This is a genomic window from Agrobacterium sp. 33MFTa1.1, from assembly GCF_004328495.1.
Classification (GTDB): Bacteria; Pseudomonadota; Alphaproteobacteria; order Rhizobiales; family Rhizobiaceae; genus Agrobacterium; species Agrobacterium pusense.
The window spans coordinates 279,111-291,344 of the sequence record NZ_CP036360.1 but is presented as its reverse complement, the minus strand read 5'-3'; the positions used below and the strand labels follow the sequence as shown (position 1 = coordinate 291,344).

The 12,234-nt window shown below is 59.7% G+C and carries 14 protein-coding genes; 3 read left to right on the top strand and 11 right to left on the bottom strand.

The features are described from left to right. Nucleotides 1–26: 26 nt before the first annotated feature. The 3 genes from EYD00_RS24745 (at nucleotide 27) to EYD00_RS24735 (ending at nucleotide 2,019) form a co-directional block, all read left to right on the top strand. Complete coding sequence (locus EYD00_RS24745) at nucleotides 27–803, top strand: SOS response-associated peptidase family protein (RefSeq protein WP_034499589.1); 777 nt, start codon at nucleotides 27–29, stop codon at nucleotides 801–803. Nucleotides 804–894: 91 nt separating this feature from the next. After that, nucleotides 895–1,308: a hypothetical protein gene (locus EYD00_RS24740; RefSeq protein WP_034499587.1), complete on the top strand. Its 414-nt coding sequence runs from the start codon at nucleotides 895–897 to the stop codon at nucleotides 1,306–1,308. Nucleotides 1,309–1,740: 432 nt separating this feature from the next. Further along, nucleotides 1,741–2,019, top strand: a complete 279-nt coding sequence (locus tag EYD00_RS24735; protein ID WP_034499585.1) for a hypothetical protein — start codon at nucleotides 1,741–1,743, stop codon at nucleotides 2,017–2,019. A gap of 665 nt (nucleotides 2,020–2,684) precedes the next feature. On the opposite strand, the gene EYD00_RS24730 is transcribed toward EYD00_RS24735, so the two are convergent. The 11 genes from EYD00_RS24730 to EYD00_RS24680 all read right to left on the bottom strand — a co-directional run bounded on the left by EYD00_RS24730 (nucleotide 2,685) and on the right by EYD00_RS24680 (nucleotide 12,104). Further along, nucleotides 2,685–2,927 carry a hypothetical protein gene (locus EYD00_RS24730; RefSeq protein ID WP_034499583.1) on the bottom strand — a complete coding sequence of 81 codons (243 nt, stop codon included), beginning with the start codon at nucleotides 2,925–2,927 and terminating at the stop codon, nucleotides 2,685–2,687. A gap of 649 nt (nucleotides 2,928–3,576) precedes the next feature. Continuing rightward, entirely contained in the window at nucleotides 3,577–4,278 is a 702-nt protein-coding gene (locus EYD00_RS24725; protein ID WP_081859578.1) for a cytochrome c3 family protein, read from the bottom strand. After that, on the bottom strand, nucleotides 4,275–4,766 hold the full coding sequence (locus EYD00_RS24720) for a nitrate reductase cytochrome c-type subunit (RefSeq protein ID WP_034499927.1): 492 nt from the start codon (nucleotides 4,764–4,766) through the stop codon (nucleotides 4,275–4,277). The genes EYD00_RS24725 and EYD00_RS24720 overlap by 4 nt, the downstream gene beginning before the upstream one ends. Beyond that, nucleotides 4,736–7,240: a periplasmic nitrate reductase subunit alpha gene (gene napA, locus EYD00_RS24715; protein ID WP_034499581.1), complete on the bottom strand. Its 2,505-nt coding sequence runs from the start codon at nucleotides 7,238–7,240 to the stop codon at nucleotides 4,736–4,738. Before napA ends, EYD00_RS24720 begins: the two co-directional genes overlap by 31 nt. Further along, nucleotides 7,215–7,502, bottom strand: coding sequence for a chaperone NapD (locus EYD00_RS24710; protein WP_003520944.1), 288 nt, complete (start codon nucleotides 7,500–7,502; stop codon nucleotides 7,215–7,217). The genes napA and EYD00_RS24710 overlap by 26 nt, the downstream gene beginning before the upstream one ends. Beyond that, nucleotides 7,495–7,995 carry a ferredoxin-type protein NapF gene (locus EYD00_RS24705; RefSeq protein ID WP_034499579.1) on the bottom strand — a complete coding sequence of 167 codons (501 nt, stop codon included), beginning with the start codon at nucleotides 7,993–7,995 and terminating at the stop codon, nucleotides 7,495–7,497. Before EYD00_RS24705 ends, EYD00_RS24710 begins: the two co-directional genes overlap by 8 nt. 7 nt (nucleotides 7,996–8,002) lie before the next feature. Further along, on the bottom strand, nucleotides 8,003–8,188 hold the full coding sequence (gene napE, locus EYD00_RS24700) for a periplasmic nitrate reductase, NapE protein (protein WP_022557563.1): 186 nt from the start codon (nucleotides 8,186–8,188) through the stop codon (nucleotides 8,003–8,005). 181 nt (nucleotides 8,189–8,369) lie between these two features. Then, complete coding sequence (locus tag EYD00_RS24695) at nucleotides 8,370–9,557, bottom strand: NnrS family protein (RefSeq protein ID WP_034499577.1); 1,188 nt, start codon at nucleotides 9,555–9,557, stop codon at nucleotides 8,370–8,372. After that, complete coding sequence (locus EYD00_RS24690; RefSeq protein ID WP_034499575.1) at nucleotides 9,554–10,306, bottom strand: ATP-binding cassette domain-containing protein; 753 nt, start codon at nucleotides 10,304–10,306, stop codon at nucleotides 9,554–9,556. The genes EYD00_RS24695 and EYD00_RS24690 overlap by 4 nt, the downstream gene beginning before the upstream one ends. Beyond that, the gene (locus EYD00_RS24685) at nucleotides 10,303–11,112 is read right to left on the bottom strand and encodes an ABC transporter permease (protein ID WP_034499573.1); all 810 of its coding nucleotides are present in this window, start codon (nucleotides 11,110–11,112) and stop codon (nucleotides 10,303–10,305) included. Before EYD00_RS24685 ends, EYD00_RS24690 begins: the two co-directional genes overlap by 4 nt. 5 nt (nucleotides 11,113–11,117) lie before the next feature. Further along, nucleotides 11,118–12,104 (bottom strand): ABC transporter substrate-binding protein, encoded by a 987-nt coding sequence (locus EYD00_RS24680; RefSeq protein ID WP_034499571.1) that lies wholly within the window; start codon nucleotides 12,102–12,104, stop codon nucleotides 11,118–11,120. Nucleotides 12,105–12,234 lie beyond the last annotated feature (130 nt).

The window sequence follows — 12,234 nt, the reverse complement described above, 5'->3', positions numbered from 1 at the left end:
CATCCGGACCAAGGGGAACTGCCAGCATGTGCAACCTTTATCGGATGGAGGACAAGGACTGGGTCTCGAAGTGGGCCCAGGACGCCGAAAGCCTGATCAACCTGATGCCGGCCTATCAGATGAACCCCGACCAGATGGGGCCGATCGTCCGAAACACGGCGGACGGCAAGAAGCAGCTGGTTCATGCACGATGGGGCCTGCCCTCGCCGATTTTCGTGCAGAAGAAAGCTGCGGAAGCGAGAGCGGGAAAACTGAAGGCCAAAGGTCAGGCCGTCGATATGGATGAACTTATCCGCATAGAACCGGACCGCGGCGTGACGAATGTGCGCAAACTCAATCTCCCTCACTGGACGCGATGGTTCGGCGTCGAGCACAGGTGCCTTGTCCCGGTCACAAGCTTTGCCGAACCGGATCCGATGAGCAAACAGGAGGGTGGCAATGTGCCTAATGCCTGGTTTGCCCGTGATGATGCGAAATCGCTGATGTTTTTTGCCGGCGTCCACGTGCCGCAATGGAAGAGCGTCCGCAAGGTCAGGGATGGGCTCACAACCGACGACCTATACGGTTTCCTGACGACCGATCCGAATGACCTCGTGAAGCCGATCCATGAAAAGGCCATGCCGGTCCTGCTGCTGACGAAGGAAGAAACCGAAGTCTGGATGCGGGCTCCGTGGAATGAGGCAAAGGAGCTCGCCCGCCCGCTCCCGAACGGCGCGCTGATCATTTCGTCACGCGAACCATACGGATCAACGATCGTTTCGCAAAGTGGAGAACCGGTGGAGGAGCAAGGACGCCTTTTATAATCGGCGGCCATTACCTCACCACTGTCTGGGCTACAGCCCTGTCGATGAGGAGACTAAACCCGCCGAACTGTTCGGAGAGAGGAGAAGGAAGATGCATATCCGCCCTTACATTCTCGAAAATCATGGTGTCTATCCCAAGAGATTTCTGGAGGACGGTCAATTCTTCGGCGTGCGGAAAACCACTCACGATAATCTCGACCAACGGCTGGTCGCCGAAGTCGACCGGGAATCCGACCTGACTGCCTATTCCGGATATGCCGCCATGGAACTCTGGGCAGATGATGACGACATTCCGACGGGAGCGAGGATAGAGATATTGTTCAGCGACCGGAAAGGCATCGCCGCCCTCCTCTATGATCATCCCAAAATATCCGATGCTTTCATTGAGTGGGTATTCTGCACCTCACCCGTCGATGCCTTGACTGAATGGAAGAGGAAGGTCCGCTGGCCGCTGATGGAAACATCGAGAGGGCCAGTCGATATAATCGGAGATGCCCATCAATGAACGTTGAGAGCCGTAAGGCCGGCAAGGGCATTCATGAGAACCAGTGGTGCAAGCATGCCGGCTGCAAGCGCCCCAGTAACCTCAATTGAGGATCGAATTTTTCGGAACAAATCATCACAGCGACGGTTGGGTAGGCGGATGGTCTTTCCCCCGTCCATGCGCTTGCAGCCTGTCATGGTTGCACACCTTCGAACCCTCCGCTCTGGAGGGTTTCTTTTTGCTCGCATCGCAAGCAAGTTATGCCTTCAAAAGCCATCAGACCGCCAGCGACGGCCTGCTACCGGGCTGCAACTCCGTACCCTTGAAATCTAATCGCTCGACTCCTCCACGAGACGTGTTACACTTTTTTGCAGTGTCACCAACCGAATACATAGGCGGTGGCACCTGAGGGTTACTACGTGCTCCCGCCTATATCGTGTGGAGGACGGCTGCGTGCTCAAACCATCCGATTTCCAGGAATGTCCACTTCGACGCCTCCTTTCTCGCTGGGCCGCGCGGTTTACCGCTGACGAGCGGATGCAGAGCCGGCTTGTTGAAAAAACGATAGGCGAGATCATCCGGGATTTTCCGGGCGCCGATCACGACTCCAGGATCGATGTAGAGTTACTCGCGACATTGCGAGGCGTCGCTTTGCGGGAATTCACTGCTCGTCCTCGCCCAGGCATCGAGCGTCTTTCCGACAACGATCGATTGTCGAGCGACTATCAGTGATAGCGGACGGCGTTCCGGGTGGACCGAAAAGCGCGTCGGCTATTTGCGAAGTTCCGCGCTATCGCCGGTCATAGAGTTTACCGCAGTCGTTCGATTTGGCCCGGTTCGCGAAAACGGACGGCATTTTGACGTTCTCCAGTACAATCGACACATTCAGCAGTGTCTGATCGTGGATATCCACGTCAACGATTGCGGTGTCAACGTCCCACTCCAGTAACGGACTGAGCACGTATTGATCGAACCGAGCTCAGGACGATGGCTGCTGCTGCCTGCAACCGCCGACGGCACGCAAATGTGTGTATAAGGCGCTGCTCTACGATGAACAGCTTCCCACGAAACCCTTGCAACACGGGCATATCCTCAGGTGGCTCGAGGCGGAGCGTGGCTCGGGTATGGGGAACGTCTCGCGACTGTTTGCATTAGGCAGTATTAATTATGCGCGCGTTCTGCCGAGCCTCCAGGGCAGATGCTGCCAGCCTCGGCCCATCGCCGCATCACGCCGGCATGGCTGCCGGAAACTGCAAGTCACCCAGGGCCAGCCGGAGAACTTGGCAGGGATGACCCAGTGCGAGCTTCGGGCCACGTCTCCAAAGCCGGGACCACGAACGCCTGACAAAATCGATAAAAGTAAGTCCAAAGTCAGCCCGCAACTCCGACCTTGGAACCTATTCAGCCGCGATACTGCTTTTATCCAGCAACGCGATGAAGGCTTCTCGGAGGTTTTGGCAACGATAAAGCAAATCGGCCTTTTCATGTTTCAGCCGCCGCAGGAGAGCCAACTCCCTGTCGCTGGCGTCGTTCGACATAGCACGAAGTCGAAGGTCGGTTTCGATTTCTCTAACCGCCACTTCACACGCTGCAATCTCCTTAAGGAGCCGATCCCAGTGTTTCTCCAGCACAAAGCTCACGTCGTTGGTCCAACCCGATCGCGATTTTCACCAACTGTTAACATAACCGAAGAGACCTTGGAGCGGCGATTTTATGTATGGTTAACACCACGGCAAAATTCCGAAGTGCGGCTAACCCGGGCTCCGTCAGACAAGTCTTGGCGGAGACCCGTTGGAAATTCATGGATTGCCGTCTCTCTCGAAAATTCGCGAACCGCATGTGCTTGTCCAGCAAATACGCCGACCTACGCAAAGCGGCGTTACCAGGATTTCATACGAAGAACCATGTTCATCAGCGATATCCTGATAAACGGTTGTTACTGTCCTCGATTTTGCTTGTGAGAAATCCGATAAAACGAACTGGTCTCGCCTGCGCATGAGCTGGATATCACTTTTATGGATAAATCGCCTCGATGGTGAGCCGAATGCCGCTACCGTCCTCCTGAAAGACGATTATTTTTTCAAGACGATTGCATCCGACCTCGAGCAGATCAGCATGGGCCATAGTTCGCGCAGCTTCCCTCCTGCGGAGGATTTCCGGTTTAACGATCGTCGCCGGTGTCCTGTTCGAACGGATCGCGCATGACCGCACGGCCCGGCTGCCTCATAGGCTTCGACGCCCGCACAGACGGCGCGGCGATCGAAGGCTCTCTTTGGAACCAGGGGGGTCCTAGAATACGTTGCGGTGCACATCGCTCATCGCCCGCCGCAGATCATCGATCGCAGATGCCGTCTGTCCTGGTTCATCGTTGAGGGCCGGCGGCATTTTCCAACCCGGGTCGATGCCTTCCATGTTCGGCAGTTCATGGGCGATGCCCTTGTGGCAGTCGATGCAGGTGGCCTTGCCCGTCAGCAGATATTTGGAATGGATATCGGCGGCGCGCTGTGTCTGTTTGGTAAAGTCCATGGCGACGGAGGAGTGGCAGTTGCGGCATTCCAGACTGTCATTGGCCTTGAGGCGCGACCATTCGTGCTGGGCAAGTTCCAGCCGCTTGTCTAGAAACTTCTTGCGGGTGTCGATTGTACCAAAAATCTTGCCCCAGACTTCCTTGGAGGCCTGCATTTTGCGGGCGATCTTGTCGGTCCATTCATGCGGCACGTGGCAATCGGGACAGGAGGCGCGCACGCCGGAACGGTTGGAGAAATGCACCGTTCGAGTCAGTTCCTCATAAACATTGGCACGCATCTCGTGGCAGGAAATGCAGAAGGCTTCCTTGTTGGTCATCTCGAGCGCGGTGTTAAAGGCGCCCCAGAACATCACGCCACCGACGAAGCCGCCTAGCGTCAGGAAGGCGAGGCTGAGCGTGCCAGCCGGCGTCGTCAGAACCGCCCATAGCCAGGCGAGAAGTTTCTTCACACGGGTAATCATCATTCGCTACCCGCCGGTTTGACGCCCATCGTGCTCATGTCCTCAAACGTGCTGGGCACAAGCGGTCGGGTATCAGCCTGCGGGACATGGCAGGCGGTGCAGAAATAACGGCGCGGCGAAACGTCCGCCAGCATCTGGCCTTCGCGCGTCATATAGTGGGTGACGCTGATCATCGGCGCGCCGGAATCCTGCGTGAACTCGCGTTTGTGACAGGAAAGACAGCGGTTGGCATTGACCGAAAGCTGGTAACCGTCGATCGAATGCGGGATGACTGGCGGCTGCTCCGGGTAAGCGCGCATGCGTCTAAAATCGTCGACCACCCATTTCGGCAGGGGTTTGGCGGGTTCGGTCTGCATGGCATCACCGCGCGGGCCGGACAATTCCGGCACCATCTGCGCAACGGCCCCCGTCGCCAACGCCACGACCAGAAGCGTGGCGGCGATCCATCCGTGTTTCCTGATCATGCGACTGGCTCTATCTTGACTGCGCATTTCTTGAAATCCGTCTGCTTGGAGATGGGATCGGTTGCGTCGAGCGTGACCTTGTTGATGAGCTGGCTGGCATCGAACCAGGGAACGAAGATGACGCCTGGCGGCATGCGGTTGCGGCCGCGCGTCTCCACCCGGGAACGTATTTCGCCGCGGCGCGACACGATGCGGATTTCCGCGCCCTGATTGAGGCCGCGCTTTCGCGCATCGTCGGCATTCATGAAACAGCGGGCGCCCGGGAACGCCTTGTAGAGTTCCGGCACACGCATGGTCATGGAACCGGAATGCCAGTGCTCCAGCACGCGGCCCGTCACCAGCCAGGTATCGAATTCCGCATCCGGGGATTCCGCCGGCGGTTCGTAAGGCACGGCAATGATGACCGCCTTGCCGTCCTTGTTGCCGTAGAATTTCACGCCCTCGCCCGGCTTTACATAAGGGTCGTAACCCTCCCGGTAACGCCACAGCGTTTCCTTGCCCTCCACCACCGGCCAGCGCATGCCGCGCACCTCGTGATAGGCATCATAGGGCGCCAGATCATGGCCGTGGCCCCGCCCGAAGGCGGCATATTCCTCAAAAAGACCCTTCTGGAGATAGAATCCGAAGTGTTTTGCTTCCTGGTTTTCGTATTCAGCATTGATCTCGCTCAGCGGGAACTTGCCGACATCGCTGTCCTTGAAGAGCACCTCGTACAGCGTCTTTCCGCGATAGGCGGGATTGGCGTCCAGTATCTCCGCCGGCCACACCTCATCCGTGGTGAAGCGCTTGGAGAATTCCACCAGCTGCCAGAGATCGGAACGCGCCTCACCCGAGGCCTCGACAAGCTGGTGCCAGACATGGGTGCGCCGCTCGGCATTGCCATAGGCCCCCTCCTTTTCCACCCACATGGCGGCGGGCAGGATGAGGTCGGCGCTCATAGCCGTGATGGTCGGATAGGCATCGGAAACAACGATGAAGTTTTCCGGGTTGCGATATCCCTGATAGGTCTCGTTCTTGGTGTTGGGACCTGCCTGTACGTTGTTATTGACCTGCACCCAGTAGAAATTCAGCTTGCCGTCATGCAGCATGCGGTCCTGCTGGACGGCGTGATAACCCGGCTTTTCCGGGATGATGCCGTGGGGAATGCGCCAGATTTCTTCGGCATGTTTGCGGTGCTCGGGGTTGGTCACCGTCATGTCGGCAGGCAGGCGGTGGGCGAAGGTTCCCACCTCACGCGCCGTGCCGCAGGCCGAGGGCTGGCCGGTGAGCGAGAACGGGCTATTACCCGGCTCGGAAATCTTACCCGTCAAAAGATGGATGTTATAGACCATCTGGTTGGCCCAGACGCCGCGAACATGCTGGTTGAAACCCATGGTCCACAGCGACATGACCTTGCGTTTCGGGTCGGCATAAAGCTCGGCCAGCTCCTCCAGAAAACCGGCTTCAACGCCGGTCATGGCTGCGGTCTTTTCCAGCGTGTATTCGGAGACGAATTCCTTGAAGGTCTCGAAATCGATCGCTTCGGTCTTGGTTGGATCGGCGGAATTGGCGGCATTCACCTCAACCGGATTGTCGGGCCGCAGGCCATAACCGATATCGGTGACACCGCGCACGAATTTCGTGTGGTTCCTCACGAAGTCTTCGTTGACGCGTCCGGTCTTGATGATGTGGTTGGCGATGTAATTGAGGATGACGAGATCCGTGCCCGGCTTGAAGACCATCGGAATATCGGCAAGGTCCATGCTGCGATGAGTGAAGGTCGAAAGCACTGCCACCTTCACATGGTCGAAGCCCAGACGCCGGTCGGCAATGCGCGTCCACAGGATGGGATGCATCTCCGCCATGTTCGAACCCCAGAGCACGAAGGCATCGGCATGTTCGAAATCATCGTAACAGCCCATCGGCTCGTCCATGCCGAAGGTGCGCATGAAGGCATAGGCAGCAGACGCCATGCAGTGACGGGCATTAGGATCGAGATTGTTGGAGCGGAAGCCGGCACGCATCAGCTTGGTTGCGGCGTAACCTTCGAAGATCGTCCATTGGCCGGAGCCGAACATGCCGACGGCCGTCGGTCCCTTCTCCTTCAACACCCGCTTGCACTGCGTGGCCATGACGTCGAAGGCCTCGTCCCAGCTCACAGGCTCGAACTCGCCATCCTTGGCGTAGACGCCGTTTCTCTTGCGCAGAAGCGGAGTTTGCAGCCGGTCCTTGCCATACATGATCTTGGACAGGAAATAGCCCTTGATGCAGTTGAGGCCGCGATTGACCTCCGCCTGCATGTCGCCATGGGTGGCGACGACCTTGCCTTCCTTGACGCCGACCATGACGCCGCAGCCCGTGCCGCAGAAACGACAGGGCGCCTTGGACCACTTGATCTGCAATGCGGAAACCCCGCCTGGCACCGGCTGGGCGGCGGCCGGCAGCGCAATGCCCGCCGTTGCCGCCGCAATGCCGGCGGCATGGGCCTTCAATAGATCACGCCGCGTCAGTTCGCTGCTCATCGCCGCTTGTCTCCTCTGTGTCGACGTGTTCGAAAACCATGTTGGCGGCAATCACACCGTCGAGCGTCGAAATATAAGTGAGCGTATCGCCCAGCATGCCGGTGCTCGTGCCGTCTATGACGATGACGATCTTGCCGTTGCCCTCGCCATGAACCTCGACATTGTCGAGCGTCGAAAGCGTTGCCAGCACGGCGTCCCGCATCTGCGGCATCACCGCCACCACGGCGCTTGAAACATGATACCGGCCTGTATTTTCAGGCATATTGCATCTCCGTGGCTCTATCTTTGATCTCGATCACGCCAGCCGGGCAGACGGACACGCAGGCCCCGCAGCCGGTGCAGGCATCTTCCAGCAGTTCCGGAACGAAGGGGCCGCCGCGCCGGGGCCGAAACCGGATGGCCTCGGTCGGACAGGCATCGCGGCAGGCCTGACAATCGATATTGCCGAAGGCGAGACACCCCTCACCGATCGCCGTGACGTGACCGAAGCGCTGTGCCGTGGGGGCAGCAAAGACCGGCTCGGGACAGGCCTCAGCACATTTGCCGCAAAAGGTGCATTCCCCGGCGGAGAAATCCACGCAAGGCAAACCGTCCGCCATGGCGATGATGCCGGTAGGACAGGCCTCGACGCATTTTGCGCAACCGCTGCACGCGGCGAGGTCGCTCAACGCGACCCCGGGGGGGCAGATGCGTGGTCTATTTTTTTGCCCGCCGCGCAGGAAATCGCGCCGGCTGAGAGAGACTTCCATCATCATCTCGCCCTCAATGTCCGGGCGGCCCCGGCGGGCCGTAAATGATCTGGAACATCCAGACGATAAAGCCATAGGCTCCAACAAATCCGACCGCCAGAATGGGCCAGATTCCGAAGGCCAGAACGGCGAAGGTCACAAGTTCCCTCGTCCGACCTGGCTTTTCATCTGCGTGTTGAGGCGCGACTATTTTAGGCATATTCGCGTTTCCTATTCGTTTCGAGTCATCATCCCCCAAAAGACAGAAATATTCAACCACTTGATTTTATTGATTATTTATCAAAATTAACATTCATCAAGACGGCTCGCCTAAATCACTGATTTCGCATTGTGCTTCTGCTCAAAAAATAAACATTAGACGGGCAAACAGTGTCTCGCTCTCATCCGCAGGCTCCTGCATCGTCCATGCCAGGCGCGCGCATGAAGGGCAGGAAACTCTGCAACCAGACCCCGAAGCTCACCGCCCACAAAACGGCGCTGAGGCCATGGTGATAGGGAGACAATGTTGCGGCAAAGTCGAATTCCGGGAGGATGCGGACCAGCCCGGCCATCGCCATCAAAAGGGCGGCCACATGCGCCTGCCATGGAAGATGCGTCAGATTGCGGCCCGTATGCCGCAGCCCGGCAATGATGAAGACGGCCATGATGGCGCATCCAAGCGCCCCGACCGAGAGCAGATGCAGCCCTGCGGCGGGCGTAACGGAAAAACCGAGCCGTGTCGCGCCGAGCGCCAGAAAACCCACGCCCGCAAAGGCGTTGCCGAGGCCGAGCAACAGCACCTCGGTCTTAAAGACGGCACGCCCGATGAACCATTCGGCCAGCCGGTCGAAAAAGGCGGCGCCGGCCGCAAGCGAAAGCCAGGCGCAGACATCGCTCTGCGGAAAGAAAAGTTTCGCCGCCATGTAAAGCGTCACCATGGCGCCTGCCATATGCTGGCGGCCGGGATGCGGCCGGTAAGGCGTGGTCTCGCCGCCGGGATCGAGCGCCAGATTGATGACGACCACATTGATACGTGCGGCGGAAAGCGAAAACAGCACGGTGAAAATGCACAGCGCCGCCTCCAGCATGCGGGATGCAAGTTCGAGATCGCCGCTCCACCAGGCATAACGCACACCGGCTTCAGCCGCCGTAAACAGAAGAAGCCAGATAAGGAACGCCAGGTGTTTCATCGTGCGCCGCGCCAGCATCGCCCTGGCGATGAGAACAGAGAGCGCGAGCAGAAAGGCGAGATCGAAAAAACCTGCAAACAGGCTCCCTGCCTCCATCCCGAGAAAGCCGATAAGGCGGCCCGGCAACCAGAGACCGGCGAGATGAAGCAGCGTTCGTCCCTGCGCCGGCTTCGTATCCGTCCATTCCGGCACCGCCGAGCCAAGGAAACCGGCAAGCGCCATGCCATAGGTGCCGTAGATCATTTCATGGGCGTGCCATTGCGATGCAGGCACCGCATCGGCGAAAGGCAGGGCATAACCACCGATGACGATCCACAGGAGGGGCCAGCCCGCACCATGCAGTGCGGCCAGAGGGAAAAACAGCCGCAGGGCTTCGGAAAGGATGGGGGGCTGCCTCATCGCACCCGCTCCCTTGCTGAAAACAATTCGGCGAAGGCCGGGCTCTCGGACAGGCGTTCCGCTTCGTCGAAAACCGTACGCGCCATGCGCCGGCCCGGCGAACCCGCGGGCTTATGCGCGGCAATGACTCGGCCATCGACGCCGGAGAGCACGATCAGCCTGTCGGCAACCAGCAACGCCTCATGAAGATCATGGGTGACGAGAAGGGTGGAAAAACCGCGCCGACGGGCGGCGCCCACCAGAAGCTCCTGCAAATGACGGCGCAGGCCGACATCGACGGCGCTGAAGGGCTCATCCAGAAACAGCATGTCCGGCTCCACGGCGAGCGCCCGCGCCACGCCGGCGCGCTGGCGCATGCCGCCGGAGAGTTCCACCGGATATTTGCCGAAATCAGCCACCTCCAGACCGACCTCCAGCGCAAAAAGGCCCGCCCTTTCGCGCCGCTCCCGTCTCGGCAAGCCGGCCGCCGCAAGGCCGTAGGCAATATTGTCGATAAGCGTCATCCACGGCAGCAGCCTCGGCTCCTGAAACACCAGACCCTGCCGGCGATAATGGCGGTGCACGCGGCCGCGAACAGGATCGATGATACCAGCCGCGATCTGTAAAATCGTCGTCTTGCCGCTGCCGGAGGGGCCGAGCAGCGCCACGGTTTCCCCCGGCGCTATGCCGAGATCGAAATTCTCGAACAGGCTGCGGCCGAGAAAGGCGTGGCCGACATGTTCGAAACGCAGGATGGAACGGTCGCTCATCGTTTGACACCCCATGGCAGTCCGGCGGCGCGCCAGCGTTCCAGCGCCTCGCGCAACAGATGCAGCAGGCCGTAATCGGTCAACAGTGCAAGGCCGACCGTGATGGTGAGCCAGGCGCTGACCTGCGCAATGTCGAACAGCGCGCGTGCGGTGGCCAGTTCGCCGCCAATGCCGCCGGAATTCGAAAGGAGCTCGGCCATGACGGTTACTTTCCACGCGCTTCCCGCCGTCGTCGTCCAGGCCGGGAAGAGGTAGGAGAGAACATGCGGCATGGTGACGGTGCGCAGCCGGTAAAACCACGGACCGCCGAAGGCCTGCGCCATCACCTCCAGCTGACGGTCCCGCTTGGCGACACCTTCCAGCGCGCCGGCAAAGGACACGGGAGCCGAGGCGATAATGACGGTCATGACAGCCGTGCCGCCGGACGAGCCGAACCAAATGAGCGCCAGCACGATCCAGCCGATGGGCGGCACGCCGAGTAGAACGGTGACGACAGGCTTCATCAACCGCATGGCCGCGAAGGAATAACCCGCCAGCACGCCCGCTACCGTGCCGATGCCGGCGGCGATACCGAAGCCGGTCAGGGCCCTGACGGCGCTCTGCGCCAGGATAGCGAGGAAATCGGGCCGCGCCGCCAAAAGCCCCATTGCCGCGAAGGTCTCCCCCGGCGAAGGCAGGATGAAGGAGCCATAAATCTCGTGCCCGGCCTGCCAGGCGGCGAGAAAACAGAAAATGCCTGAGAGCCCGGCCCAGCCCGCCCAGAGATAGCGGCCCATCCAACCAAGACTTTCGAGAACGCGGTTCATGCCTGCTACACCAGATAAAACCCTTCATCCGGCCGCCGGCCGCCGATGATTGCCGGGTCTGCCTTGGCAAGTTCATCGTAAAACGCCTCGAGATCGGCGCGCGCAGCGCTCGCCTTAAGGGCGCATAGATGACTTGTCGGGAAGGAGGCCGCGATGATGTCAGGCGGGAAACCCAAGGCATCAGCGGCCGCAGCGGCCGCCGCCTTCGGATCGGCCATAGCGCTGGCAAGCGCCGTCTCCATGGCGGCCTGTAGAGCCTCTATGCCGGACTTGCCAAGCTTTTGCTGGACCAGCGATGTCAAGGCGAGGCCAGCCTGCGGAATTTCAGCCTTGCCGGCCACCTTCGCCCATTCCCGCTGAATATCAATGGTGCGATGGACGGTCATGAAAAACGACTTCGCCTTGATCAGCACAGCGGTTGCGGCCGGTTCGCTGAGCAGCGCCGCATCCACCCTGCCCGTCAGCAGCAATTGCACAGCTTCCGGCGGCGAGGCGGCATATTCCAGCTTGATGTCGCCGGACTTCAAGCCGTTTTCGGCAACGAGGCGATGCAGCACGAAATCGGGCATATCATTCTTGAACGGCAAAGCGAGCGTCTTGCCGGAAAGGCTTTTAAGGGAGTTCAGCGTCTCGTCTTTCGAAACGATATAGAGCAGGCCCGTGGTCAGCACGTTCAACAGCCCGAGGCCGAGACCGCGATTATGGAGATTGGCGGCGCCGTAGCTCGGCATCACCACCGCCCCCATGGAGCCGGAGGCAACGGCGGCGCGCATTTCATCCGGTGTTTTCCAGGCTTTGAAGAATGCTCCGGGTGCGACATCCTTCAGGAACCCGCCCTTTACCGCATGGGCCAGCACGGCGGAGGGCGCGGCCGGAGGGCCATAAAAGGTGAGCGGCGCTTCCGCCTTCGCGACATGCGGTGCGGCTAGTGTCGCCACCGCGAGCGCGGAAAAGGCCGAAAGAGCCTGACGACGGGTGAAATGATGGGCCATGGTCCTGATCCTTTCGCGCCGGAAGCGCCCTGATGCGCGTGACGCCCGCTCAGACCGTTTTCCGGTCCCGGCGCGTCGCCACCCCGGAAATGACATTTTGCAAGCGCCCGCTCTTTGCGCAGGATCAAAC

Coding starts and splice junctions, on each gene's coding strand:
- EYD00_RS24680 (WP_034499571.1), bottom strand. CDS start 12,104: ATGGCCCATCATTTCACCCGTCGTCAGGCTCTTTCGGCCTTTTCCGCG.
- EYD00_RS24690 (WP_034499575.1), bottom strand. CDS start 10,306: ATGAGCGACCGTTCCATCCTGCGTTTCGAACATGTCGGCCACGCCTTT.
- EYD00_RS24745 (WP_034499589.1), top strand. CDS start 27: ATGTGCAACCTTTATCGGATGGAGGACAAGGACTGGGTCTCGAAGTGG.
- EYD00_RS24740 (WP_034499587.1), top strand. CDS start 895: ATGCATATCCGCCCTTACATTCTCGAAAATCATGGTGTCTATCCCAAG.
- EYD00_RS24710 (WP_003520944.1), bottom strand. CDS start 7,502: ATGCCTGAAAATACAGGCCGGTATCATGTTTCAAGCGCCGTGGTGGCG.
- napE (WP_022557563.1), bottom strand. CDS start 8,188: ATGCCTAAAATAGTCGCGCCTCAACACGCAGATGAAAAGCCAGGTCGG.
- EYD00_RS24720 (WP_034499927.1), bottom strand. CDS start 4,766: ATGCGCAGTCAAGATAGAGCCAGTCGCATGATCAGGAAACACGGATGG.
- EYD00_RS24685 (WP_034499573.1), bottom strand. CDS start 11,112: ATGAACCGCGTTCTCGAAAGTCTTGGTTGGATGGGCCGCTATCTCTGG.
- EYD00_RS24695 (WP_034499577.1), bottom strand. CDS start 9,557: ATGAGGCAGCCCCCCATCCTTTCCGAAGCCCTGCGGCTGTTTTTCCCT.
- napA (WP_034499581.1), bottom strand. CDS start 7,240: ATGAGCAGCGAACTGACGCGGCGTGATCTATTGAAGGCCCATGCCGCC.
- EYD00_RS24725 (WP_081859578.1), bottom strand. CDS start 4,278: ATGATGATTACCCGTGTGAAGAAACTTCTCGCCTGGCTATGGGCGGTT.
- EYD00_RS24705 (WP_034499579.1), bottom strand. CDS start 7,995: ATGATGATGGAAGTCTCTCTCAGCCGGCGCGATTTCCTGCGCGGCGGG.